General features: G+C 50.3%; 23 protein-coding genes and 2 pseudogenes. 17 read left to right on the top strand and 8 right to left on the bottom strand.

All coding sequences use genetic code 11. The annotated features are described in order from the left end of the window. The first annotated feature begins 7 nt into the window (after positions 1-7). The 6 genes and pseudogenes from M988_RS04610 to M988_RS22270 all read left to right on the top strand — a co-directional run. Positions 8-559, top strand: a complete 552-nt coding sequence (locus M988_RS04610) for a GNAT family N-acetyltransferase (RefSeq protein WP_061059678.1) — start codon at positions 8-10, stop codon at positions 557-559. Positions 560-582: 23 nt separating this feature from the next. After that, positions 583-897 (top strand): hypothetical protein, encoded by a 315-nt coding sequence (locus tag M988_RS23020; RefSeq protein ID WP_174705374.1) that lies wholly within the window; start codon positions 583-585, stop codon positions 895-897. A gap of 14 nt (positions 898-911) precedes the next feature. Then, entirely contained in the window at positions 912-1,658 is a 747-nt protein-coding gene (locus M988_RS04600) for an SAM-dependent methyltransferase (protein ID WP_064573182.1), read from the top strand. Between the two features lie 127 nt (positions 1,659-1,785). Continuing rightward, complete coding sequence (locus tag M988_RS04595) at positions 1,786-2,037, top strand: zinc ribbon domain-containing protein (protein WP_008814453.1); 252 nt, start codon at positions 1,786-1,788, stop codon at positions 2,035-2,037. A gap of 440 nt (positions 2,038-2,477) precedes the next feature. Continuing rightward, a complete protein-coding gene (locus tag M988_RS04590) occupies positions 2,478-2,798 on the top strand; it encodes a hypothetical protein (protein ID WP_008814454.1) in 321 nt (106 codons plus the stop codon). Positions 2,799-2,888: 90 nt separating this feature from the next. After that, positions 2,889-2,993, top strand: a pseudogene (locus tag M988_RS22270) (tyrosine-type recombinase/integrase); the annotation flags it as partial. Positions 2,994-3,354: 361 nt separating this feature from the next. On the opposite strand, the gene M988_RS04580 reads toward M988_RS22270, so the two are convergent. From M988_RS04580 to M988_RS04565, 4 genes are all read right to left on the bottom strand, one after another. Next, a complete protein-coding gene (locus tag M988_RS04580) occupies positions 3,355-4,038 on the bottom strand; it encodes a hypothetical protein (protein WP_039188382.1) in 684 nt (227 codons plus the stop codon). Between the two features lie 61 nt (positions 4,039-4,099). Then, positions 4,100-7,546, bottom strand: a complete 3,447-nt coding sequence (locus M988_RS04575) for an autotransporter outer membrane beta-barrel domain-containing protein (RefSeq protein ID WP_064573055.1) — start codon at positions 7,544-7,546, stop codon at positions 4,100-4,102. A gap of 11 nt (positions 7,547-7,557) precedes the next feature. Further along, on the bottom strand, positions 7,558-8,727 hold the full coding sequence (locus M988_RS04570; RefSeq protein ID WP_064573054.1) for an autotransporter strand-loop-strand O-heptosyltransferase: 1,170 nt from the start codon (positions 8,725-8,727) through the stop codon (positions 7,558-7,560). A 197-nt stretch (positions 8,728-8,924) separates the two neighbouring features. Beyond that, complete coding sequence (locus M988_RS04565) at positions 8,925-9,758, bottom strand: EAL domain-containing protein (protein WP_064573051.1); 834 nt, start codon at positions 9,756-9,758, stop codon at positions 8,925-8,927. Between the two features lie 336 nt (positions 9,759-10,094). On the opposite strand from M988_RS04565, the gene M988_RS04560 reads away from it, so the two are divergent. Further along, positions 10,095-10,901, top strand: a complete 807-nt coding sequence (locus tag M988_RS04560) for a winged helix-turn-helix domain-containing protein (protein ID WP_064573048.1) — start codon at positions 10,095-10,097, stop codon at positions 10,899-10,901. After that, the gene (locus M988_RS04555; protein WP_008814461.1) at positions 10,888-11,379 is read left to right on the top strand and encodes a hypothetical protein; all 492 of its coding nucleotides are present in this window, start codon (positions 10,888-10,890) and stop codon (positions 11,377-11,379) included. Before M988_RS04560 ends, M988_RS04555 begins: the two co-directional genes overlap by 14 nt. A gap of 92 nt (positions 11,380-11,471) precedes the next feature. Here M988_RS04555 and M988_RS04550 read toward each other — a convergent pair. From M988_RS04550 to M988_RS04540, 3 genes and pseudogenes are all read right to left on the bottom strand, one after another. Next, positions 11,472-11,891 (bottom strand): annotated as a pseudogene (locus M988_RS04550) (DUF932 domain-containing protein); the annotation flags it as partial. 95 nt (positions 11,892-11,986) lie between these two features. Next, positions 11,987-12,850 (bottom strand): GTPase family protein, encoded by an 864-nt coding sequence (locus tag M988_RS04545; RefSeq protein WP_064573047.1) that lies wholly within the window; start codon positions 12,848-12,850, stop codon positions 11,987-11,989. A 99-nt stretch (positions 12,851-12,949) separates the two neighbouring features. After that, on the bottom strand, positions 12,950-13,879 hold the full coding sequence (locus M988_RS04540; protein ID WP_156518152.1) for a hypothetical protein: 930 nt from the start codon (positions 13,877-13,879) through the stop codon (positions 12,950-12,952). A gap of 602 nt (positions 13,880-14,481) precedes the next feature. Between M988_RS04540 and M988_RS04535 the strand changes: the two genes are divergently transcribed. The 6 genes from M988_RS04535 to M988_RS04515 all read left to right on the top strand — a co-directional run bounded on the left by M988_RS04535 (position 14,482) and on the right by M988_RS04515 (position 18,694). Beyond that, a complete protein-coding gene (locus tag M988_RS04535; protein ID WP_064573045.1) occupies positions 14,482-15,063 on the top strand; it encodes a YagK/YfjJ domain-containing protein in 582 nt (193 codons plus the stop codon). Between the two features lie 98 nt (positions 15,064-15,161). Beyond that, positions 15,162-15,374 (top strand): helix-turn-helix transcriptional regulator, encoded by a 213-nt coding sequence (locus M988_RS04530; protein ID WP_064573044.1) that lies wholly within the window; start codon positions 15,162-15,164, stop codon positions 15,372-15,374. A gap of 100 nt (positions 15,375-15,474) precedes the next feature. Continuing rightward, a complete protein-coding gene (locus tag M988_RS04525) occupies positions 15,475-16,008 on the top strand; it encodes a hypothetical protein (protein ID WP_064573043.1) in 534 nt (177 codons plus the stop codon). 10 nt (positions 16,009-16,018) lie between these two features. Continuing rightward, complete coding sequence (locus tag M988_RS22265) at positions 16,019-16,399, top strand: putative zinc ribbon protein (RefSeq protein WP_071777514.1); 381 nt, start codon at positions 16,019-16,021, stop codon at positions 16,397-16,399. Between the two features lie 326 nt (positions 16,400-16,725). Further along, entirely contained in the window at positions 16,726-17,337 is a 612-nt protein-coding gene (locus tag M988_RS04520) for an inovirus Gp2 family protein (RefSeq protein WP_064573042.1), read from the top strand. 154 nt (positions 17,338-17,491) lie between these two features. Next, on the top strand, positions 17,492-18,694 hold the full coding sequence (locus tag M988_RS04515) for a multidrug effflux MFS transporter (RefSeq protein ID WP_064573036.1): 1,203 nt from the start codon (positions 17,492-17,494) through the stop codon (positions 18,692-18,694). 186 nt (positions 18,695-18,880) lie between these two features. On the opposite strand, the gene M988_RS04510 is transcribed toward M988_RS04515, so the two are convergent. Continuing rightward, positions 18,881-19,930, bottom strand: coding sequence for an alpha/beta hydrolase (locus tag M988_RS04510; protein ID WP_064573034.1), 1,050 nt, complete (start codon positions 19,928-19,930; stop codon positions 18,881-18,883). Positions 19,931-20,180: 250 nt separating this feature from the next. Here M988_RS04510 and M988_RS04505 point away from each other — a divergent pair, with 250 nt between their 5' ends. The 3 genes from M988_RS04505 to M988_RS04495 are packed head-to-tail and all read left to right on the top strand — an operon-like array spanning position 20,181 to position 23,515. Then, positions 20,181-21,347, top strand: coding sequence for an aldo/keto reductase (locus tag M988_RS04505; protein WP_211271669.1), 1,167 nt, complete (start codon positions 20,181-20,183; stop codon positions 21,345-21,347). 14 nt (positions 21,348-21,361) lie between these two features. After that, the gene (locus M988_RS04500; RefSeq protein WP_023320379.1) at positions 21,362-22,042 is read left to right on the top strand and encodes a heavy metal response regulator transcription factor; all 681 of its coding nucleotides are present in this window, start codon (positions 21,362-21,364) and stop codon (positions 22,040-22,042) included. Between the two features lie 15 nt (positions 22,043-22,057). Next, positions 22,058-23,515 carry a heavy metal sensor histidine kinase gene (locus M988_RS04495; protein WP_064573033.1) on the top strand — a complete coding sequence of 486 codons (1,458 nt, stop codon included), beginning with the start codon at positions 22,058-22,060 and terminating at the stop codon, positions 23,513-23,515. Positions 23,516-23,548 lie beyond the last annotated feature (33 nt).

Below are 23,548 nucleotides of genomic sequence, written 5' to 3'. Positions count from 1 at the left end.
GCCTCTGATGACAAACCCCAGCCTCACTTTTCATGTCGCCTCTGAAGGCGATACCGATGACATTCTCGACGTCGAAGCCCGCGCTTTCGGCTACAGCAAAGAGGCCAATCTGGTGGCCGATTTACTTAACGATGAGAGCACCTACCCGATGTTATCGCTGCTGGCCCGGCATAACGGTAAGGCGGTTGGGCATATTTTATTTACCCGCGCGACGTTCAATGGGGAGCCTGACTCGCCAATGATGCACCTTCTAGCTCCGCTGGCGGTGGTGCCTGAATATCAGGGCGTTGGCATAGGCGGATTACTTATCCAACGCGGTATTGAGCATCTGAAAGCCGCAGGAGGCAAGGCGGTATTTGTTCTGGGACATGAAACCTACTACCCGAGACATGGATTTGAGCCATGTGCCGGAGATAAAGGCTATCCGGCACCTTATCCCATTCCCGAGGAGCATAAAGCCTGCTGGATGCTGCAGCGGCTTTCGTCTCAGCCGTTGCAGCGAACGGGACAGATACAGTGCGCCCGAGCGTTAATGAAACCCGAGCACTGGCGCGAGTAATCAATAAGGAAATGATGATGACGATGAGTACGATTATTAGGGATTCCGCAAACGCAGTTTTGCCAGAGGATGTGCGCAAAATCCCCTGGGATGAACCGGCATTTAGCCAGCGTATGCTGGAAAACCATCTGTCACAGGAGCACGACTGGGATCCCGCAGCGCAAACCAGCTCAACGCGGTTTATGGCGATTGAAGAGAACGGCAACGTGACGCGCTTCGGCAGCCAGATGACCGCCCGGATACGGCGGCATGGCCGGTCAGCGACACTTTTGCCGACAAGCTGTACGCACTGCTGGCCGAAAAAAACGAACCTTATTCTCTTACTACTCACTCAATGAAAGGAATGCCAACATTGGATATCCCACGTATTTTTACGATTAGCGAAAGTGAACACCGCATCCATAACCCGTTCACCGAAGAGAAGTACGCCACGCTGGGTCGCGTGCTGCGCATGAAGCCGGACACCCAAATACTTGACCTCGGTAGCGGCTCGGGCGAGATGCTCTGTACCTGGGCCCGGGATCACGCCATTACCGGTGTCGGTATCGATATGAGCCAGTTGTTCAGCGAGCAGGCCCGACGGCGCGCCGAAGAACTCGGCGTCAGCGAACGAGTGCATTTTATTCATAACGATGCGGCCGGTTACGTCGCCAATGAAAAATGTGACGTGGCGGCCTGTGTCGGCGCGACATGGATTGCTGGTGGGTTTGCTGGAACGGTCGAACTGCTGGCGCAGAGCCTAAAACCGGGCGGGATCATGCTTATCGGTGAACCTTACTGGCGTCAGCTACCCGCGACGGAAGAAATAGCCCAGGCCTGTGGCGTCAGCTCAATCGCTGATTTCCTGACGCTGCCGGAACTTGTCAGCGCGTTCGACGATCTCGGCTATGACGTGGTGGAAATGGTACTAGCAGATCAGGAAGGTTGGGATCGGTATGAGGCCGCGAAATGGCTGACCATGCGTCGCTGGCTGGAGGCTAATCCAGACGATGACTTCGCAGCGGAAGTCAGGGCCGAGCTAAACATCTCACCTAAACGCCACGTTGCGTATGCAAGAGAATACTTTGGCTGGGGCGTGTTCGCGCTTATCGCCAAGTAACAACAGGCTCCCGGTATTTCTGACTGGAGATACTGGGAGCTTCGCCTTTGCTTTGATCTGATGCATCACCTACACAATACGTATTCAGTATATTTATTAATCAGGACATCACTATCAGGAGCATCATATGTCACAACATGAACAGTTCTGCCAGGCTTGTGGAATGCCGATGTCGGCTCCCGATGCACACAGTACCAGTGATACATATTGCGCGTACTGCAGCGACAGCAACGGTAATCTTAAACCCTGGGAAGAAGCGGTATCAGGCTTAGCCGGCTTCCTTGATTCTTGGCAAAAAGTCGGTCCGGAAGAAGCAAAAAAGCGGGCAAAACGTTATCTGACGGCAATGCCCGCTTGGGCTCATAAAGCGGATGAGTGATTTGAGCTGATTATCTTCCCCCTCCCCTAAATCCATCAAGGAGAGACAATATTTTCTTACATTATAATAGGGGGATCTTAGCGCCCCCACCTGCCGCTAGTGTAATTCCAATAAACAAAACCTTAGCCTATTACTGAGTTCATTCATCATCATTTCTATATAGGCCAATGCCCACGCGCACGTAGAAGCAAGGAGCAGAGCAATGACTAAGTTAACAACTGAGCGTTTAGTAAGCGAGAACGGCTGAATTAAAGGCAAGTTTGACTATTAAGACCTCTTTAATGCCATTGGTGCCGCAGTTGTTTCTAAACATCCGAGTATTGAGATAAGCGTAAAGGCTTTTGAAGACTCAATGCTTGCCGCAGCCCCAGCACAGGAGCAGAAATAGCCCCCTCTCAGCGTAGAATGTATAATCCAAGGATGGGGGATTTATGTCGAACATGTCTAAAAAACGCAGCATAGGCCGTATGATTGCCAGAGCAAAGGCAATCGCTAACAAGCCTGATGCAAAATCAGAATTGGAGCTACTGAAAACTCCACCTAAAAACCGCACTGAAGCCAAAAAGCAATTAGCACTAAAGCTGAAATTGGTTAGGTCTGGCGCACTGGATAGCAAATCACTTCGAGCATTATCGAAACAGTCAGAACAGGCATTATTAATAGCTAATGCTTTGCGTTTTGATGAAGGTTTAGTTGATCCGGTATCTACTGATAAAACATCAGACTCTAACAAACGTTGGCGCGGGCGCACTGCCGACTGAGGCAAATAGCCCTACATCATCGAACCAAATGAACCTCGCTCCGGCGGGGTTTTTTATTGCCTAAATTTGGAGGATTTATGAGACATATCATTAAAGTCGGTAGTTAAGTTCGCGCTGTCTACCGGACTACGCCGCTCAAACATCGTTAATCTGGAATGGCAGCAGATTGACATGCAACGCCGTGTGGCTTGGATTTTCGTGTCCTGCAGCAGGCGGTCAGGTTCGGCCACCACCACCCGTAGCACCGCCAGCTCGCGCTGGCAGGCACGGAACGCACGCATCACCGGGGAGATATTGGACAGGGAGCCACCGCCGATCAGGGCGGCAGCGGCGTCTTCAATACGGCGGACGATGTCCGAGGAAAGTGTGGTCATGGTCTGGCTCCGGTCTTTCAGGGAATGGCGTCATCGTTCACCCCGCGTAAAAAATACACAAAAGCATACAATACATTTCATACATACCGTACAGAACCTATATACAGACTCTGTTCTTTCACTGTCAGATCCGAAATTGCAGTTTATTCAGTCTAATAGCGAGTTCACTTCTCGAGTTGTGTTCACGCGAAAGAGCAGCATGATATTATTTCGATGCCGCAATCATGCGGCATCGTGTGAAGGCTCTTAAGCCCTATCGGGGTAATGAGAGGATTTGATCTTAAGGGGGAATGAGAGGATTTAATCTTAAGGGGGAATGAGCAGTCTAATAAAGATTCTTTATCGAGTTTGAACTCAGAATAGATGAATTGTCGGAGTTGAAGTATCGAACAAAGGTTCATTTTAATACCTATCTTGTAGGTGTAGGTATAGATAGTTTTAGGTGACAGATTAATCTTCACCGCTGCAGTTTGGATATCATCAGTATCCAGAAGGGCAAAAATTGCTTTTTTTTCCTTTCGGGTAAGCATGCTCAGATTTCTGCAACTCGCTATGTGATTTAAGGCATATTCAAGGGTGTACGTGCGTCCGCTTATAAGTTGCCGACGAAAGTCAATGAAACTGGATTTTCTGTACAACGTTACAAGTGGCTCAAGCACTCTTGAGCTGACATTTTTGCCGCCGATGAAAATCAACTGACGGTTATCCGTTGATAGCTTTCTTTTCAGAATATTAAAAATTGCTCCCAGACTCCGGAACGATTCAATATCAATGATACAAAGTTTTCTGTCAGCAGGAACCTGCTGAAGAATGACAGACAACGCTTTCTTTAAATAAACATCTTTTGTCAAAATGATGTGAGGCATAGACATTCCCGGGGCATGAAGGATAAGAATGAAAAGGGGCCCTGAGACCCCTGAAATAAAATCAGAATCCGATACGGATACCGGCCACACCCTGAACCGGCGTCTCCGTATGGCTGCCCTGACGATAATTCGCCTCGCCGTACAGCGTTACGTCCTTGCCGACACTGACTGATGCGCCCAGACCGTACTTGCCCGACGTGCCCTTAACGTTATTGTCAAAGCGGTTGCGCGCATTGATGGTGACTTCATTTGAGTCTGCATACTCCTGCACGATCGCCGCTGACAGGTAAGGTTTAAATTCTGCCGCACCGAGGCTGAACTTGCCGGTCAGCTTCGCGCCGGCCTCACCCGTTACCGAGCGCGGCGTGCCGGTGTTACCCTTCATGCCGTTGCTCAGCTTCACGTCCTCACTGCTCATCTGAACATACGCCAGGCGGGCATAAGGCGTGAGACTCAGGTCGTCCCTCACATCAAACTGATAGCCACCTTCAACGGCCGTGCTGAGCCCATACTGCGTCCAGTCACCGCCGGTTCTGCCGCCGTTGGTCATCACGGCTCTCAGTTTGTTGTTCAGACGGTTACCCTTCACCACACCGTCAGCGTAGAAGCCGCTGGCATCAAACCATGTTGCATACAGGCCGATACCGTAGCTGTCGATTTTGCTTTTTCCACCGCGGGCATGCTTAACAGCGTTGTCGCTGTAAGACATGAATACACCCGTAACGAGGCTGCCGCACGCAAAATCCGTCCGCGCGTCGGCACCGATTTCAATGCCGTTCTGATTAAGCTGATACGCCGCGCCGTTGCTGGTATCCGTATGGTTTTTGCTGCCAAGATAGTGACCCCAGACGTTACTTTCCGGTCCGGTTTTATCCAGATTCGCTCGGTACATGCGCAGGCCTTCCAGCTCGGAGTGGATGACATTCAGGCCGGCATTCGACATGGCCAGGATAGCGTCCGTTGCCGGGGTGGTCATCGGCTTCTTGCCGCCGCTTCCGCCGGTGTTGCCGTTGTCACCGCCGTCCGGATTCTCACCACCGCCAGGGTTCTCGCCGCCGCCAGGATTTTCACCACCACCAGGGGTCTCACCGCCGCCAGGATTTTCACCACCGCCAGGATTCTCACCGCCGCCAGGGTTCTCGCCACCGCCAGGGTTCTCACCGCCGCCAGGGTTCTCACCGCCGCCAGGGTTCTCGCCACCGCCAGGGTTTTCACCGCCGCCAGGGTTCTCGCCACCGCCAGGCTCTTCCGTCATCGCGCCCAGGTACCAGACGTTACCGCCGTTGAGACCGTCCTTATTCTGCTCGCTGAACAGGGTGTACATGTAGGTCCCGCCGTCAACCATGTTGGTGCTTCGCCCGTTAGCCGTAACCATCTCAAAATCAATGTCACCCCCCTTCTCATGGATGAGGTTCACCGTCAGGTCAGTGTGGTCTGATATCTCTTTACCGGAGTCATTCACGGCAATGCCAAACTGACCTGAGCCCTGCTCGATGGTGACAAAGTTGGCTTTGCGGTCGGCAAGAGAGGTGTTGAAGAGGAAGTTCCCGGTTCCGTTCAGTTCCGTAATCGTTAGTTTCGCGAATTCACCGTCGCTGTTGCGCAGGAAGTTGACGTTACCGCCGTTCATGGTGAGCTTATCGACCTGAGCCGGGGTATAACTGGCGGTGGTACTGGTAAGGTCGGTGACAGAGAGGGTGCCCCCCGTGATGTGCACATCTGTTGCGACAGAGCCAGCGTCCATCAGCAGTTCACCACCGGCGTTCACTTTGGTTTCGCCGTTAGCCAGTGCGCCTGTCAGCAGCCAGGACTGACCGCCGTTGTTGATGGTTGTGTCAGTGGCTGTGCCCTCACTGGAGACGTTCTGCCGGCCACCGAGATAGATGGTGGTGTTATTGACAGAGCCCCCATCGTAGACGGTCTGCAAGCCACCACTGTTGATGGTGGTGGAAATGGCCGTGCCGCCACTGGCGACGTCCTGCGCGCCACCGTTAATGGTGGTGTCAGTGGCTGTGCCACTAGAGATGTACTGATGACCACCACTGTTGATGGTGGTTTTATTGGCTGTGCCGCCACTGGAGACGTCCTGCTGGCCACCGCTGTTGATAGTGGTATCAGTGGCTGTGCTGTCGTAGACATGCTGCTTGCCACCGCTGTTGATGGTGGTGCTGGTTGCCGAGCCGCCACTTAAGACGAGCTGTACCCCACCGCTGTTAATGGTGGTGTCAGTGGTCGTGCCACTTTGGACCCACTGCTGGCCACCGCTGTTGATGGTGGTGGAAATGGCCGTGCCGCCACTGGCGACGTCCTGCGCGCCACCGTTAATGGTGGTGTTGGTAGCTGTGCCGCCACTTAAGACCCACTGCGCGCCTCTGCTGTTAATGGTGGTGTTGGTAGCTGTGCCGCCACTGGAGACGGCCTGCCGGCCACCGAGATAGATGGTGGTGTTATTGGCAGAGCCCCCATTGTAGACGGTCTGCAAGCCGCTACTGTTGATGGTGGTGGAAGTGGCTGTGCCGCCACCGGATACGGATATGTACTGTCCACCCCCGCTGTTAATGGTGGTGTCTGTGGCCGAGCCCCCACTGAAAATGGCTTGGGCACCACCGCTGTTGATGGTGGTGTCAGTGGCTGTGCCACCATAAATGGCCTGTTCACCACTGCCGTTAATGGTGGTCTCATTGGCTGTGCCCCCAATGTGGACGTACTGCTCTCCACTGTTGATAATGGTGTCAGTGGCTGTGCCCCTATTGCTGACGTCCTGCCAGCCACCGTTGATGGTGGTGCCAGTGGCCGTGCTGTCATGGGAGACCCATTGGAAACCTCTGTTAATGGTGGTATCAATGGCTGTGCCGCCGTTGATGTATTGATTTCCACCGCTGTTGATGGTGGTGTTAGTGGCTGTACCGCCACTGGAGACGTTCTGCCAGCCACCGCTGTTAATGATGGTGGCAGTGGCAGAGCCGCCACTGAAGACGCTTTGACTACCACCGTTAATGGTGGTGTCAGTGGCTGTGCCCCTATTGTAGACATTCTGACTGCCACCGCTAATGGTGGTGGCAGTGGTTGTGCCGCCGTTAATAACCTCCTGCTTGCCACCACTGTTGATGGAAGTGTCAGTGGCTGTGCCACCTAAGATGTACTGGTCGCCACCGTTGTTGATGGTGGTCTCAGTGGCCAAGCCCCCAACGTAGACGTCCTGCATGCCCCCATCGTTGATGACGGTCTCCGTGGCTGAGCCCCCATTGTAGATGTACTGACTGCCACCGTTGATAGTAGTAGAGGTGGCCGTATCTCCTGAAGAAATAGTCTGTTCACCCGTTAGCGTCACGTCCACATAATCCACAGCCATAACCGGCGCTGACGGCAGCAGCATTGCCCCAAGCAGCAGCGCCAGCGCGCTTTTCTTCGGCGCCAGCTTCGGGCGACCGGACCCGGATGCCAGCTCAGAGGTGACCACCCACTGCTGGCGCGACTCGCACCAGACGGTGGTATATATCTTGTTCATAGTAACGCTCCTTAATTATCAACTAATCCTGCATGCAGACGGTCCACCACCCCTGTAACCTGTCGTCCGGTTATCAGCCGCGTGCACTCATACTGTCTTGGGGTATCCCTGTGATGCGGGCACCACAAAAAATCCTGGTGGTCAAAATCAACCGACGTGTCATCCCAGCAGCCGTTACAGCCATGACTGCTGAACACCCGCCAGGGGGTGTGAAACTCGCTGTTGGGAAGACTGAATCCGCTGATTAACACCACCGGAATGCCGGCCGCCCAGGCAAGCCATGACAGCCCGCTGCCCAGACCGATAAAGAAGCTCGCATGCCTTAACAGGTCCACCCGTTCCTGAAGCGGAATGTCGCCCGTGAAGTCTTCGGCACCATAGGGGATGTGGTTCCAGACAAAGCCCTGACCGTGACGGGCCTGGCGGTCAATGCACAGCACCCGGTATCCCAGTGATTTAAGGTGGACCACCACCTCTGCCCAGCCATGACCGTTGTTCCAGTATTTCGCCTGGTTGGTTGACTGCGCGGCGATGCAGACGTAGGGCTCCGCAATTTTTCGCTCTGCATCCAGTTTCAGGCGTGGCGGGCACTCCCGCGGGTCAACCCCGAGGATGTAGCCGGCATTGCGGTGGAAGCCGACTTTCCTGAAATCAACGGGCTGATGAAGGGTGTCACCCTTAAAGAAAAGACCGACGTGCCAGGACGCGTAGGGATTGACTGTCCGGAGGGATGCTTTGGTGGAGAAGGTAATCTCCGGATATTGTGCGCTGAGCAGGTCAATGATTTCCTGCCCCATAACGCATTCAAGATGGCACCGGTGCAGCTGACGAAATCGCTCGGCGTAATGGAACCAGCCAAGCATATCGCCCAGTGTTCCGGTCGGGAAAAAGATGACGACCGGCTTGTCCTTCATGTCCAGTGTTTCATCTAGGACCGGATGCGTTTCTCCCTGATGGAATACCTGAATACGGAAACGAACGTAATATTTTTTGGTGCTGGCGACCCACCCGCCGTCAGAATCACAGCTGAAAAGAACATTGCCGGAATCATCATCCAGTAAAATGACATGCCATTTCCCCTCCGGAAGATAAACGCGCGCGCCGTAATTAAAGTCAAAAAGAATGCCTTCCGGTCCGGCACAGGTCGGAAATTCAGGAGGTGTTGCGAAGTTACCTGACATATTTCATCTGTCCTCGGTATTCATATGCAATCGAAAATTGTTCAGTCAATTGCACTGGTTCATATCGGTAATATATTTTGTGACAGGCTGTGAGCTGTTTTTAACTCAGGCCCATAAGCGGTCCCGGATTAAAATTCCGCGACTGTAAATGCGTTTAAAATTCCCCTGCAGCTGAGGGCGGGCTTTTTTATTTCCCTTCAGTCATGTCCGGTCTGTTTACAGGAGTGAAGGTGGTAAATGTGTTTACAGAACTCGCGTATGCTTACGGGCTTTGAAAACAGATATCCCTGAAAAATATTCACGCCTTTATCTTTCAAAAGAGATAATTGCTCTTTATTTTCCACACCCTCTGCTACGAGCTGGATTTGCAATAGTTCAGAGAGTGTTACGATTGAATCAATTACCGCGGAATAAATTAATGAACCGTTGCTGGCCACTGTAAGGCATTTATCCATCTTGATGGTTGAAAACCCCGTATGCTCAATATATTTGAGGCACGAACTCCCGTTCCCGAAGTCATCTATCGCAAACCTCACACCGGCATCGGTAAGGTGCTGCATTGCTTCAAGTGCAAAATCATCAAAATGCATCGTGCCCCGTTCAACAATTTCAAGTAATACCGCAATGCGCCCTTCAAATGTTTTATTAAAATCGGTCACTGCTTCGATGACTTCTGGAGAGTTCAGTTGTCTTGCGCAAATATTGAAGGAGAGATAGAAGTCGTCTGGCAGAGGGCCTTCATACCCTTCAAAAAAGGTTTTAACATCAGACAGCAAAGAGCAGGTCACCTCATTAATGACCTCACATGACTCCATTGCTGAGAGGTATTTTTCCGGAGAGTGAAGAACGCCATCTTTCCGGACTCTCAGTAACACCTCTCCACCTGCAATTTTGTCACCCCTGTAAACCGGCTGAACATAAGGCACAAAGGCAGCACCAGTCAGTTCTGCTGACAGGATCGATTCTTTAATCAATGTGCCCGCCTGGCTGAAGAAACGTTCTGCCTTCCTGAGCATTCTGGTGCTGATCATCGTTTCGCTCCTTTGCTGTTCGATTCGTTAAGCTGGGATCTCTACATATCCCGGACGGTGAATGGCAGTAAGACTGATGACCAAGAGATGATAAGAACCTGCTTATTCACTTCTGCGAACAATCCTAACTACGAATGGTGGCAAATAAGTACATGTATCGGCATTAATTGATTTCACAGAGTAAAACGCTTAAATACATGTGATTTACAATCAATTAATTCAATGATTAGAAGCGCCTGACCGCGTGTGGTATGCTTTGCAGAAGTCAGACGACGTAGTAATGAGGCGGAGCAGGCGTGTTTTATCGCCTTACGTTCAGGATATTGGAGTGCCCATGTGGATTATTTAATCAGCTCTCTGGTCAGGTATCGCTCAGATGACGGCGCAATCTGGCCGGTCTCGGATGAAGACTCTGTCATTATTCTGACAGCAACCATGAACAGGCTTTTAGCCTATCTGCTGGAAAGACAGGGGCAGGTGATTAACCGGGATGAGCTGCTGGATAATGTCTGGGATTTACACGGCCTGCGCTCGTCAAACCACACCCTGAATAAATATATTTCCGAACTCAGAAAACACTTTGTCAGCACTGGGATCCATGCAGAATGTATCACCACCGTGCCACGGATCGGTTTTATGTTTAATCAGGATATCGATGTCGTGGTGATGACAGATACATCCCCGGTGTATGAGTCGACTGCACTGATAAACAGCACCGGAGCTGGAATAAACCGACAGTTTTCTGCATTTTCGGCAAAACACAGACTTAGCTTTAACATTCTGCTGTTAGCTCTGTTTGTCGCCAGTGCCGTCATTTTTATTGCAGGCAGTCAGATTCCGACAACAAACACCGCGACCCTGAAAGATATTCAGACCTATTTTCTTTTTAACTATCAGAATTGCCCGGTGTACACCATTCATAAAAATTCCGCTTCATTCCTAGAGAAAAAGAAGGACGTATTTATCACTCTGGCCCGACAGAATAACCTTGACTGCCTGGACGGGACCCTATTCCTGTATCAGGCGTCAGACGCTTATATTTATGGCAGTAAAGGCCGGGTATTTATCAGCAGATGCACAACGAAAGATAAGCAGTATATATCCTGTCTTAATAACTACTGGAATGGTTATGAAAGCAATTAAGATAAGTCGCTTTTGCGCAGCTGTCAGTCTGCTACTGGTCATGGCATCGTCCATCGGGTTCTATATGTACATGCTTAAGCGACAGAATGGCATGGACGTGGACTGCAATACGATCATTCGTTATAACCATCTTAACCCTGATTTTACTGCCACACTGAACCTCGTCTTTCGCCTCGATAAACAATTCTCTGGTCAGGTTGTGTTATCCGGATATATAAATTCTGAAGGTGGCCCCGAAACGGTTTCCAGGATGATTCATTTCGGCTACGAGGTGAACAGGCCTGGCGAGATTTCAGTGAGCAATATGCGCTATGTTAAAAAATCACAGGACACCGCCAGTGATGAAATATTCAGACACGGCTTCTTTTATGTCCCGGAGGGCACTGTCCGTCAGCTCAGGATCAATCCGTTGTTAAATGGCTGGTTGATTGAAAATCTGCAGTCACCGTTTGCGCTTTGCGTGAATAAGGACCGCTAGCGCATACCGGCAGCCTGACCGGAATGCCTGTATGACATGCCGGCTATTTCATAACATCTCCTCTTATTTAGCCCCTCTTCCGGCGTGAGTCCCGGCACCCGCACCTCTCCAAACGACTCACCGCAGACGAGCCCGTTCTGGCACACAGCACGGAATAATCCCGGCAGCATCTGATACGAGCTGGTGCCGTCATGAGAGTTGAGCAGAATGATTTCCGGAACTTGCTTGCCGGTAATTTGCCCCACCCGACGCAAGTGCAGCATGTGCTTTGTGTGCTCGCGGCGACCTGGATCACGCACTCTGGTCTGACAGGCAAAGAAGGGCTGGAAGCCTTCGCGCTGCAGGTTTTCAAGAACGGTAATGGTTGGTATCCAGGTATACCGTTCACTGCGAGATTCGTGTTTGTCCTCGCTGAAAACACTGGGCACTACACGAAATAGCTCTTCGCGGGTTAACGGACGGTCACGACGGATAAGATTTGATGCACCAAAGCGCGAAGCCAGACGGGTCATAAGCAGACTCCTCATGATGGGAAAATAAAGACAGAAAAGCCCTACCGCTCAATCGCGGCAGGGCTCAGGAAACTACGGGTTAGAAGGGTTAATGTTCAGAAGAAGAAGTTCCAGACTGCACGAGCGACCGATACCACGATGTCGCGTACAGACTGGATGACAGTCCGAACCGGGGACGGTATCAGGGGCATGGAACTTACTGTGTCCAGTACCGAGCCGACCGTTTCCCCAAAATCATCACGCGCTTTTTTATTAACGTCATCAGTACGAAGCGGCGCACTGAGCTGAGATACGACCGGGCTGCTGGCCTCGCGCGGCAGGCAACGGATCATCCGTTCGGCCATCACCCGCAGGCCCCACTGCAAACGTACCGACACCGCACAGACAGGGTTTACCGGCTGGAACAACTCATGCAGCAGACAGATTTTGCGGCTGATATTTTGTTTCTGCTCTGTAGACAGCTTTTCACCACCGCTGGTGGGTTCGGCCTTATCCGACTGACTGATAACAAACAACACCTTATGCCGGTATACCTCACCAATCACCTCTCGGTAAAAATGTTCATCCACCGCCAGCGCCCGGTCATCGGCCTTAATCAGCCAGAGTACCAGGTCCAGCCGGGGAAGCAGTTCGCTGTAAAGCGCAGCATATTCTTCATCGTGCCTTTCACTTTCACCGACACCGGGCAGATCCACGATGGTCATAAAGTGCTCGCCCACCTGAAAACGGAAGCGTAGCGGTTTACGGGTACAGGCTGCAACATCACTGACCGGCGAAACGTTCCCGGCAAAAAGCGCATTACACAGGCTGGATTTTCCGGCTCCGGTCTTACCCATAATACCGATCACTGGCTCATAATCCGCAAGCCTGCTAATATTCGAAAGTATTTGTTTTCTAATAACATCCGGAAGAACAGCCACAGACTGCGTGATATCTTGCAAACCTTCATGTATCTTCATCAAATAACCTCAGACAAATAAAAGAAACTCGCCTGAATGTCTATAATTCAGGCGAGTTTTCGGGGATGATCATTGTGATAATATCTGTCTGAAATATTTTTAAATGCTTCTGGCATTCTTCGGAAGCTTTAAATATGCGGAGTTAATACACAACTCTAACATTTCCTGCCGGGTCATCTCACTGGCTTGTGATAAATCAGACAGTTTTTTTTGTAGTTCTGGCGTCAAAGTGGCAATCACTGTTTTTTTAGTCTTGTCTTTTGTGTTTTTCCTGGATGCTTTGAAATTCCTCTGCGCATATGCATTTTTTATCTTTTTACTAAAGTTAATAATAGTTTCATCAAGCAAAGCATTGGTAGTACACCATATATCAAATGCTGCATTGACTGCCAGATAAACCTCATGTGGGTTATCCATTATTGGTGTGATGTATTCACCAACCATGTTTCGTTCATTAAGATAATGCCATGCCCACAGACAATCATCTTTTTTCTTGGGCGACAGAAATGATAGTGCGTTTTTTTTGCAAGTGATCTGTCTGTAAGAATTTCTCATTTCATTTAAAAATCTACGTTTGTCTTGAGGGTTAATCCATCGATCAAAAAAATTCACAATATTAAAGAATCGTGCCCTGCTATTTCCAGGAAGGGGATCACAGCCCAAATAAATATAAGGAGTTACGTCTGGCTTCTTAATCGGTGGTGAAAAAAAGAGCGCAGCCATTGTGTAAATGTTACACCACACCCAGTAACAAGCCCTGTCACTGTCCTCAATCCAAGAGAAATCACTGAATTTATATACATTTTCTAATGCGGAACTAACTATGTTATCCAGTAATAATTTTGTTTGTTCAACATCAATGTCGGTATTAATTTCGGGTATTTCTTTATGTAGAAACCTTATCCAATTGTCCACCCCTGATTTCATTAAATGGCTCGTAAATGTAATGGACTGGCTTTTCAACGCCTGACTGATGTAGCCGCATAAGCGACTATCGTAATCTGAATCTGAGCTAAATCGTCCTTTCATCGTACCTTCTACACACTCATCATTTAAGTAATGAAAGGATAATAAAACAGTAACTAAATGATAATCAATAGGTAATAAAGTGATAATTAAAAAACAAGCAAAGGCTTATCCATAGCTGTTGAAAAAGCCTCTCATACACCACAGCGTAAGAAATTTATGAATCGCGTATCCTGCATCATCGTTTGCACACACCAGTGGCTATCTACACCCAATGGATTTTGAGTTACAGGATGATGGCAAGCCCGCGAGTCCCCAGGAGCATAGATAACTATGTGACTGGAGCGAGTGGGCGCAGCCAACGTACCTGTATAGCTATTATAGGAATGGCCCAGTAAGTTACCTCTTATTAAACAAGGGAGAATAGAGTACGGAGGATGATAAAAAGTCTTAATAGCCAAGAGTCTGTTTGCAAAATTAATAATTAAGGTTTATTGGTATTATAGAGCAGTAGTTATCAACTTATAGCAACAATCCATCCTCCGCTGGAGGATGGGCGTATCTGTCAGAAACGATTTAAATTTACTTTATAAGTAACCTTTTCAGGGTCAGAACAAAAAAACAGTATCTGCTGTTCCTTTGAATTCATACAAAGGAACAACGCAATGCAAAGATATTACCCACATTTAAAGAAAGTCATCCCTAATGATTTCCTGCTGAATTTGATTAATCACCATCTTAATCAGGTCCTGGCATGTCACTCCAAGGTACTGGCCTTTAGAATAGATTTTGATTACCAGCGAGGCACTAACCGATTTATTCGTAACTCTTCCATCGAAATACAGGATGACCTTAGAGAACTGACGCAGGCAATGATCACTCTTCCAGGCGTTATCGGTAGTTTCTGGGTACTGGAATGGACATCAGAAGGGGCAGTTCATGCTCATGCTATTTTTTATCTTAATGGTCAGAAACATCAGAAATCATTTCCGTTCATTTTACAGGCAGGGGAACTGTGGCATCAGATTACTTATGGCGAAGGTAAATACCAGCGATGTAAGCCAAAGGAATATCATCAGGACAACATTAACAATGTTATTGAATATCGCAACAACGAAGCCATAAACAGCCTGAAACGTATAGCCAGTTATCTAACAAAAGAAGACCAAAAATATGGTTATCTAATTTGGGGATGTAATGAGGTTCCTGCCCCTGCACGACAGGGCAGACCAAGAACAGCCAAATAAGATAACCAATTTTTTACAGCACCACCGGTTGCTATGCCGGAGCGGGCAGCAGAATAACCCCGACTCCGGTTTCTATTTAGCTACCGGAGAATCAAATCATGACAGTTAAACCAACCCTACTCGAAGATCGCTTTGTTGATATGGCTTTCATCACCCGCCTGCTGGGGGTCAGTGATAAATGGATTTACCGACTCATTAAGGATGGCATATTTCCAAAACCCATCAAACTGGGACGAAGGTCCCGCTGGTTACAAAGCGAAGTCGAAGCTTGGCTGCAGGCCCGTATTGATGCATCCCGCCCTCAGCGCTAAACCCTTTCCCGTTCGTTAACAAACCAGTACGTGATCTCATATCCGCTCCTTGCGGAGGCTTACGGCTGCATGTCAGTTACTCATTCAAGGAATATCAGAAATGAACAATTCACCCTTACTCAACCATTACCAGGCCTGGCTGGACGATTTTACCCGCGTCAATCTGTTCCACGGTTTATGCCAGCAGCACATCACACAGTGGCACAGGCTGGCGATAACAGCCAGTCCGATCCCTGGCAGTAGCGTAACAGAAGTCGTCATTCCACAGTGCCTGCTGCCGGTCACCCGGACCGGTCGACTGGGATCATGTACTGCCGCCTCCAGTCTGACTAAACACACCGATTATACCCTTCTGCCCGGTGTGCTGCTCAGCGAATGTTATCGACTGGGGAAAAGTCGGCTGGCAGACCAGTTACAGATGTTATTCCGGCTTAATATACAGCCTGGTATGCGCCAGGCGCTGACCCTGCTGTGCTGGTGTGAGCTGGCAACAGGTAAGGATATGGAGGAATGGTATGCGCTGCATCTGCCACTGCCTGACACGCTGACGCAATGGTTGGCAGTAAAACAGCGGACATACCGGGGACTGAAGACGCTGACTGACTGTTACATTCGTGCCACCCAGCCGATGTGAGGGACGGATAATGCTGATACCAAAATGCTATATCGCACAGCGTAAAACTGGTGAGATTTTCGCTGTCAGCCAATTGAATTCAGGCGATGAGTGGTTCTGCCATCACTGCCAGTGCCCGTTGGTTTTCCATCCACCCACCATAACGTCACCGCCCTGGTTCGAACACGACATACTTCAGGGACAACCAGAAACACTGCTGCAATGCCCCTATCTGGCCCCCGTCAATGGAAAACCTTCAGCGGTGGCTAAGCTACAGCGCCTTCTTGCACAACTGCCCCCAGTCATTACAACAACCCAATGGCAATGCACGATGTGCGGCCTGTCATATGGCGGTGAGAAACGCTGCCCTCAATGCAGAAAAGGGATATACAGTCGGGAGATACGAATTTAGTGATACGTACCAGGCAATCATGGAATTGATTGGTACACCAGAAAGTTGTTATATGGGGGCATATAACTTCGGAGTAAAAATCAATCACTTTCTATCATCCAGCTCCTGGTGCTTGTGGATTCGTAATTCATACCCATGACGGGTTGGTAATTTCAATTAACCAACTGATATATAAACAATATTATCTCACTGTCACGCCCATATACGGTTACTCATACACGACAGCCTTAATGTCTGGTATCGCCCTTTAAATCCTTAATCCCTTTAACAGCCCATTGCGGGTAAGGCTCTGCCCTGCCCGCAATTTATTACCCAAGGAAAATTATATGTTTGACAATATCTGGCTCGATAGACGGCATGCACCATTCAACACCACTTACCTACAGCGTATTCTACGCGTTATAAATAACGCGACTGCAGAGCATGCACGGACGATGGCTGTTCGGGTAGACCTGCGTCTTCCTGACAATATGCTCATTAACCGACAGGGCCTGATATCTCGTTTTATTGAATCCCTTGATGCAAAGATTGCAGCGCGCTATAGAAGTAAGTTGAAGCAGGGTAAACGAACATATCCATGCCACCTTCGCGATGCCTGGGTTCGGGAGGTGGGTGAAATTAATCAGAAATCGCATTACCACATGGTGTTGTTCGTGAATAACGATACATTCAATGGGCTGGGGAGTTACAAAGAAGACGGGACGGGCCTGGCGTCCTTGATACGAGAGGCCTGGCTGAGTGCTTTACAGCTTAGTCACCACCCAGAGCACTGGACGCTAGCCCGCTTTCCCGATAACCCACTTTATTACCTGGATATTAACTCCCCCGGTTACAGCGAAGTTTATAATCAACTGACGTTTCGCTTGAGTTACTTCGCTAAAGAGAGAACCAAATCCTACAGCCGTCAAGAGCGTTCTTTTGGCTGTAGTCAGTATTAATACCTCTTGAGGCATCTATGGAAGAGGGTAATTGCTTCGTAGGCAATTCCAGAAATTGATGAATGCCATTCATAATCCCTATCCTCCCCCTGTGATTATCAATAAGCACAAACCCGTTAACATACTCCTATCTCTTCATGTCCAACGGATCACCATGCTTAATCAACAGGCACAAACACAACCGGTTACAGCTAACAAAACCGGTCTCTCGTTTCTACTCATTCTCAGCGCCCTGATGGCTGTTACCTCTTTATCAACCGACATCTATCTTCCAGCTATGCCCGTCATGGCAAAGGATTTACAGGGTGACGCAGAGCTGACAATCACAGGGTTCCTTATCGGCTTTTGCATTGCACAACTCATTTGGGGACCCATTAGCGATCGTTATGGGCGTCGTCTGCCACTGTTTATCGGTTTAGGTCTATTCATCATCGGCTCGGTGGGCTGCGCGTTATCAACAGATATTGTACAAATTGTCTTCTGGCGAGTTTTTCAGGCTTTAGGTGCCTGTACCGGGCCGATGCTGGCTCGAGCAATGATCCGCGATCTGTTTAGCCGCACTCGTGCAGCACAAATGCTTTCGACCCTGATGATCATCATGGCCATCGCGCCAATTGCTGGGCCCCTTATCGGCGGGCAGATGATTAAAGTCACCTCGTGGCATGCCATTTTCTGGCTACTGACGATTATCGGAACATTAATGCTGTTGTCTTTATTCTGGTTGCCGGAGACATTACCCGCTGAAAAACGCTCACGAGCATCCGTAACCAAAGCTTTTCACAATTACTATGCCTTACTGACCAACGCCAAATACATGCGTTTTACGCTATGTCTGACGTTCTACTACGTTGCAGCCTACGCCTTTATCACCGGCTCTCCGTTTGTGTACATCACTTACTTCGGCGTTGATCCACAGCACTACGGTTGGTTGTTTGCAGTAAACATTGTTGGACTGATGGCGGTGAGCATGGTCAACAGACGTCTGGTTCACCGCTATCCACTGGAAGCGTTGCTCAGGAATGCCGTATTCATCGCCACTATTGCGGCAATAGTGCTGGCGGTCACAACGGGCCTAGGGATAGGTGGAATTACCGTGATTATCGGCGCTGTGTTCGTGTTCTTCTCTATGAATGGCATCATCGCTGCAACGTCCACGGCTTGCGCACTAGACGCAGTGCCTAATGTGGCTGGTTCCGCATCGGCGCTAATGGGCGCATTACAATACGGCAGCGGCATCATATCTTCACTGCTTCTCGCTCTGTTCAGTGATGGCACGCCGTGGACCATGGGCTGGATAATTGCGTTGTTTACAGCAGCTAGCGCCTTGATGGCACTGACCGTTCAGCTAAAAGAATGACCACCGCATCTCCGCCACGCTTATGAATTTAACTCATAGCACCTATTTAATCAGCGTAATTATCTTTAACCGCAACTTGGTTAATCTGGGTATATCGCGTGAATACGCAATGTGAAATGCAGCGGTAAGTGGCTTCAACTGAAAGGCATACCCAGCCTGCGCGGCTGGGGCGTTATCGGAGGCTAATTAAATATTCTTATCGAAGAAGACGTCTAACTTTTGCATTGCCTGGTCAACATATTTGGGTACCCAATACATTTCGATATGGGTCGCGCCATCGATCAGGAAGAGTTCTTTGTCCTTCGTACCGGTGGCTTTCGCGAACGCATCTTCAGTCATATAGAGCGTATCCGCTTTTGTACCAGCAATCATCAGCAGGGGTTTATTGATGAGATTGATATGGTCCGTTACGTCAAAGCTCATCAAATCCAGAAGACTGCTGGTGGTGTATTTAAACGTGGAGTTCGGGTGCGCGTGGGTTTTCCAGTAGTACTCGTAGCCCTGGCGATACAAGGCAAAAGGTAATTTAGAAATCTGTTCATCAGTCAGGTTGGCATCACCAGAGTAAAGTACTTCGCCTCCGGCGGCTTCCTGAGCACGTGCGTCAGAAGCCTGCTGAAGCCGCTGCTGGAGAGTATCCAGCTGTGAATCCTGCATACCGTTGCGGCGCACAAGGCCTGAATTAAACATGCTGATGGTTGCTATCGATTTGAACCGCTTGTCAGTTTCGGCCGCAACGAGTGAATAACCACCGCCACCGCAAATGCCAAGCAGACCGAGGCGGGCAGTATCTACACCAGGATACTGGCTAATGTAGTCAGCCATGCCGTGGATATCCTCGATACGATTAGCGGGTTTATCCACGCTTCGAGGCATTCCACCGCTAGCGCCCTGATACGCTGCATCGGCGGTAATTGTGATGTAGCCCTGCTCAGCAAGACGCTGGGCATACAACCCAGCGACCTGCTCTTTTACGCCGCCATTTGGATGCGCGACCACCACCGCAGGGTATTTTTTTGCGGGATCGTAGTTAGCAGGGGTATAGACATTCGCAGCAATCTGGATGCCATGCAGATCGTATTTCACCGGATGAATGTTGACCTTGCCTTTGACGTTCTCGGTGATGGCACCGTCATAGGCCAATGTGAAAGGGTTTTGTTTGTAATCAGCCGCATTGACTGAGGTCACTCCGGCCATTGCCGTGAGTAGCACTGCACTGATAAGCGTGAATTTCATGGTCTCTCCCGATGAGTGTCAGCCTGATTATGCAGGCTCGCGGAATCAAATTTGCAGGCTCAGATTAGGCGGAGAGCGCTGTCAGCATCGTGACGGGGAAATAACATTTTTGTCAGGAAACAAACTGGGATGGGAAAGCATTTCTGACAGAGCTGTCAGAAAACCGTCAGCTTTATGTTGGCAATCACAACGCAGAATGGTCCCGCTTAAATGAGAGTCATGTTTAATTTGCTGAGAAACGGAGCGATCAATGAAAAGCCAGAATGCCCCAACAATGCCAGAGCGGCGCAAGCTATTAGTCGCCGGGGCCGGTATTGCCGCCGCCTCGCTGATTCCCCACGTATCAGCGGCGAGCCAATCCTTTCAGGTCGATTTATCCAGACAACCCAGTCAACGCCCTGCTGCTCCTGGCAAGCGTAAACTCGGGAAGCTGGAAGTTTCTGCCGTCGGTCTGGGCGTGCAGAACATGAGTCGCAAATACGACACGTCCGTTCCCTGGCGTCCCGAGATGATCAATGTTATCCGTCAGGCATTTGATGAAGGGGTAACGTTCTTCGACGCTGCTGAAGCCTACGGCCCGTTTGAAGTCGAAAAAATTCTCGGAGAAGGTGTCGCCCCGTTCAGGGACAAAATCGTTATCGCCACCAAGTTTGGCTGGAACATTGACCAACAGACAGGGAAACGTCTGCCGGGGCTTAACAGCAGGCCGGAGCATATCAGACAGGTCGTCGAAAACATGCTCAAACGTCTGCGTACTGATCGTATCGATTTACTGTATCAACACCGGGTTGATCCACAGATCCCGGTCGAAGATGTCGCCGGTGTGGTGAAAGATTTAATGGATCAGGGAAAAGTCCTGCACTGGGGTCTGTCAGAAATGGGCATCAATACGTTGAGGCGCGCCCATGCGGCATTACCCGTTACCGCCGTACAAAGTGAATACTCCATGCTCTGGCGCGGCCCTGAAAAGCAGGTACTTTCAGTGTGTGAAGAGCTGGGCATCGGGTTCGTGCCATGGAGTCCACTCGGCGTGCAATTTTTAACGGGCTGGATTGATGAGAATACCCGGTTCGCTGCCGGTGATTTCCGCGCGACGGAAACGCGCTTCTCGCCTGAAAACCTGCCGCACAACTTACAGCTGGTTGAACTACTGAAATCTTGGGCAATAAGAAAAAATGCCGCACCGGGGCAGATTGCACTGGCATGGCTCCTGGCCCGTAAACCGTGGATTGTTCCCATTCCTGGCACCACCAATAAAGACCATATGCTGCAAAACACAGCGGCTACCGGCGTGTCGCTGACTTCCGCCGAGATGACCGAGCTCACCCGCTCACTGGACGCCATCACTATCCAGGGTCAACGTCTGCCGGATGCCGTGCAGGTTTATTCCGATGTTGAAGCACCGATGAAAAGTTAAGAGGAAGTCCCGTTATGCGCCTGTTGTTAGTCGAAGATGAAGAAAAAACGTCAACCTATCTCAACCGTGCGTTGAGTGAGTCCGGATTTACGGTAGATGTCTCTGCAGACGGAGCTGAAGGTCTTCATTACGCGCTGGAGTTCGACTACGACGCGATAATACTGGATGTGATGCTGCCGGGGATGGATGGCTACCGGGTACTTGAGGGTGTGCGAGCAGCCAAACAGACGCCGGTGCTAATGCTTTCGGCTCGCGGCTCGGTCGATGAACGCGTTAAAGGGCTTCGCCTTGGCGCGGATGATTACCTCCCCAAGCCCTTCTCGCTTATTGAGCTGGTGGCGCGTATTCAGGCACTGGTGCGTCGCCGCGCTACGGATGGCGCAGACATCACTCAGTTGCAGATTCACGATCTGCATCTCGACCTGCTGGCTCGCCGGGTATTTCGCGCCGGAACGCGGCTGGAACTGACCGCGAAAGAGTTTTCCCTGCTGAGCCTTCTGGCCCGGCATCAGGGGGAGATTCTGTCAAAGATGATGATAGCTGAGCAGATATGGGACATGAACTTTGATAGCGATGCCAACGTGGTTGAAGTGGCCATTAAACGCCTGCGAGCCAAAGTGGATGCGCCGTTCGACGTCAAACTATTACATACCGTTCGTGGCATGGGTTATGTCCTCGAAGTCCGGTCCGAATAAATGAAGGGGATAAGCATGCCTGAGCGTTCCATCTCCGTTCACCTGGCGCTGATGTTTGCCTTATCCGCGCTGCTGATTGTGTCCGTTATCGGCATTCTGCTCAGAAGCTCTTTGCATGATTCTTTGCAGAAGCAGATGCACAACGAACTGCTATTCCGGGAATCATTAATGAGCCCGTGGATCACCGCCCGAACCTCGGCAGATGGCTGGTCGACGCTGGCCAATAAATTCACTGTGTTAACCAATTCTGAAGGTGAGCGCGTTCGCTATTGGATAGTGAGCGATAACCCACGCTTTAGCATGGGGGGAACACCACCGGTGGGTGTTGAGTGGTCTTCTTTACAGGAAGGCTTTAATAAAGTTCCCGGCGCATCGGAAGGTGCCTGCTCGCTGTTTCTGTTAGTGAAAACGATCCCCGCCAACGGTGAAAGGCCTGAGCTGCGCTACATAGTTGCCATCGACTCCACGCCGTATATGGGCACACTGAATGCCTTCACCCGGACGCTGTTAATCATAGCCGCGCTGGGCGTCGTGATTGTCGCCTTGCTGGGATACATCGTATCAAGGATCGGTCTTCGTCCCGTTGGAGCACTCAGTAAAGAGGCCCAGCATCTTGCACCGGGTGACCATGGCCAGCGCCTGAATACCCGCGCTTTGCCAGAAGAACTGCAACAACTGGCGTCATCATTTAATGGCGTGTTAGAACGTCAGGAAATCGCCTGGCGTCAGCTCGACAGCTTTAACGCCGATGTTGCGCATGAACTCCGTACCCCGCTGACCAACCTTATCGGCCAGACGCAACTGGGTCTCTCACGCCGACGTTCGCATGATGAACTGGAAGAATTATTGGGTTCCAATCTGGAAGAACTCGAACGCATGACGTCTATCGTTAACGACATGCTGTTCCTGTCCCATGCCCACGCGGGTGAACATGCGTCCCAGTTGACCCAAGTGTCACTGCGAGAAGAAACTTTGAAAACAGCGGAGTATGTGGAACCTTCTTTTGCTGAAAAACAGCTTTCTCTGGATGTGGAAGGCGACGTCACCGCACATATCGACCGGCGGCTGTTCCACCGTTCACTGGCTAATTTACTGGAAAACAGTGCAAGGCATTCGCCGTCCAATAGCACAGTTACGGTGCGGTTAAGCGAAAAAGGTCATCAAGCTTGTGTTGAAGTGTCAAACCCGGGCGATCCAATAGCACCAGAACACCTACACCGGCTTTTCGAGCGGTTCTATCGCGTTGACACCTCCCGGGCGAGAAGTGATACCCACCATGGGCTGGGCCTGTCGATCGTACGCGCCGTCGCCATTATGCACCGGGGAGATGTCTTTGCCCGGAGCGAGAAAGGTATCAATACCTTTGGGCTGACGTTTGCTAAACAGCCTGAGCCTATCCGCACAAAGGAACCCATGTCAGAGCGCCCTCTCTTTAAGCCTGCTGACAAAATTGTCAGAGAGCCGTCAGTTTGATGTCAGGTTGCCTGCGTCAGAATCACGGCAAAG

The sequence above is a fragment of the Hafnia paralvei ATCC 29927 genome (assembly GCF_001655005.1).
Lineage (GTDB): Bacteria > Pseudomonadota > Gammaproteobacteria > Enterobacterales > Enterobacteriaceae > Hafnia > Hafnia paralvei.
Note: the sequence above shows the minus strand (reverse complement) of the source record. Positions and strands in the feature narration are given on the sequence as shown.

Coding starts and splice junctions, on each gene's coding strand:
- M988_RS04515 (WP_064573036.1), top strand. CDS start 17,492: ATGCTTAATCAACAGGCACAAACACAACCGGTTACAGCTAACAAAACC.
- M988_RS23020 (WP_174705374.1), top strand. CDS start 583: ATGAGTACGATTATTAGGGATTCCGCAAACGCAGTTTTGCCAGAGGAT.
- M988_RS04590 (WP_008814454.1), top strand. CDS start 2,478: ATGTCTAAAAAACGCAGCATAGGCCGTATGATTGCCAGAGCAAAGGCA.
- M988_RS04595 (WP_008814453.1), top strand. CDS start 1,786: ATGTCACAACATGAACAGTTCTGCCAGGCTTGTGGAATGCCGATGTCG.
- M988_RS04570 (WP_064573054.1), bottom strand. CDS start 8,727: ATGTCAGGTAACTTCGCAACACCTCCTGAATTTCCGACCTGTGCCGGA.
- M988_RS04525 (WP_064573043.1), top strand. CDS start 15,475: ATGAACAATTCACCCTTACTCAACCATTACCAGGCCTGGCTGGACGAT.
- M988_RS04545 (WP_064573047.1), bottom strand. CDS start 12,850: ATGAAGATACATGAAGGTTTGCAAGATATCACGCAGTCTGTGGCTGTT.
- M988_RS04520 (WP_064573042.1), top strand. CDS start 16,726: ATGTTTGACAATATCTGGCTCGATAGACGGCATGCACCATTCAACACC.
- M988_RS04500 (WP_023320379.1), top strand. CDS start 21,362: ATGCGCCTGTTGTTAGTCGAAGATGAAGAAAAAACGTCAACCTATCTC.
- M988_RS04610 (WP_061059678.1), top strand. CDS start 8: ATGACAAACCCCAGCCTCACTTTTCATGTCGCCTCTGAAGGCGATACC.
- M988_RS04535 (WP_064573045.1), top strand. CDS start 14,482: ATGCAAAGATATTACCCACATTTAAAGAAAGTCATCCCTAATGATTTC.
- M988_RS04555 (WP_008814461.1), top strand. CDS start 10,888: ATGAAAGCAATTAAGATAAGTCGCTTTTGCGCAGCTGTCAGTCTGCTA.
- M988_RS04575 (WP_064573055.1), bottom strand. CDS start 7,546: ATGAACAAGATATATACCACCGTCTGGTGCGAGTCGCGCCAGCAGTGG.
- M988_RS04510 (WP_064573034.1), bottom strand. CDS start 19,930: ATGAAATTCACGCTTATCAGTGCAGTGCTACTCACGGCAATGGCCGGA.
- M988_RS04580 (WP_039188382.1), bottom strand. CDS start 4,038: ATGCCTCACATCATTTTGACAAAAGATGTTTATTTAAAGAAAGCGTTG.
- M988_RS04495 (WP_064573033.1), top strand. CDS start 22,058: ATGCCTGAGCGTTCCATCTCCGTTCACCTGGCGCTGATGTTTGCCTTA.
- M988_RS04505 (WP_211271669.1), top strand. CDS start 20,181: ATGAAAAGCCAGAATGCCCCAACAATGCCAGAGCGGCGCAAGCTATTA.
- M988_RS22265 (WP_071777514.1), top strand. CDS start 16,019: ATGCTGATACCAAAATGCTATATCGCACAGCGTAAAACTGGTGAGATT.
- M988_RS04565 (WP_064573051.1), bottom strand. CDS start 9,758: ATGATCAGCACCAGAATGCTCAGGAAGGCAGAACGTTTCTTCAGCCAG.
- M988_RS04540 (WP_156518152.1), bottom strand. CDS start 13,879: ATGAAAGGACGATTTAGCTCAGATTCAGATTACGATAGTCGCTTATGC.
- M988_RS04530 (WP_064573044.1), top strand. CDS start 15,162: ATGACAGTTAAACCAACCCTACTCGAAGATCGCTTTGTTGATATGGCT.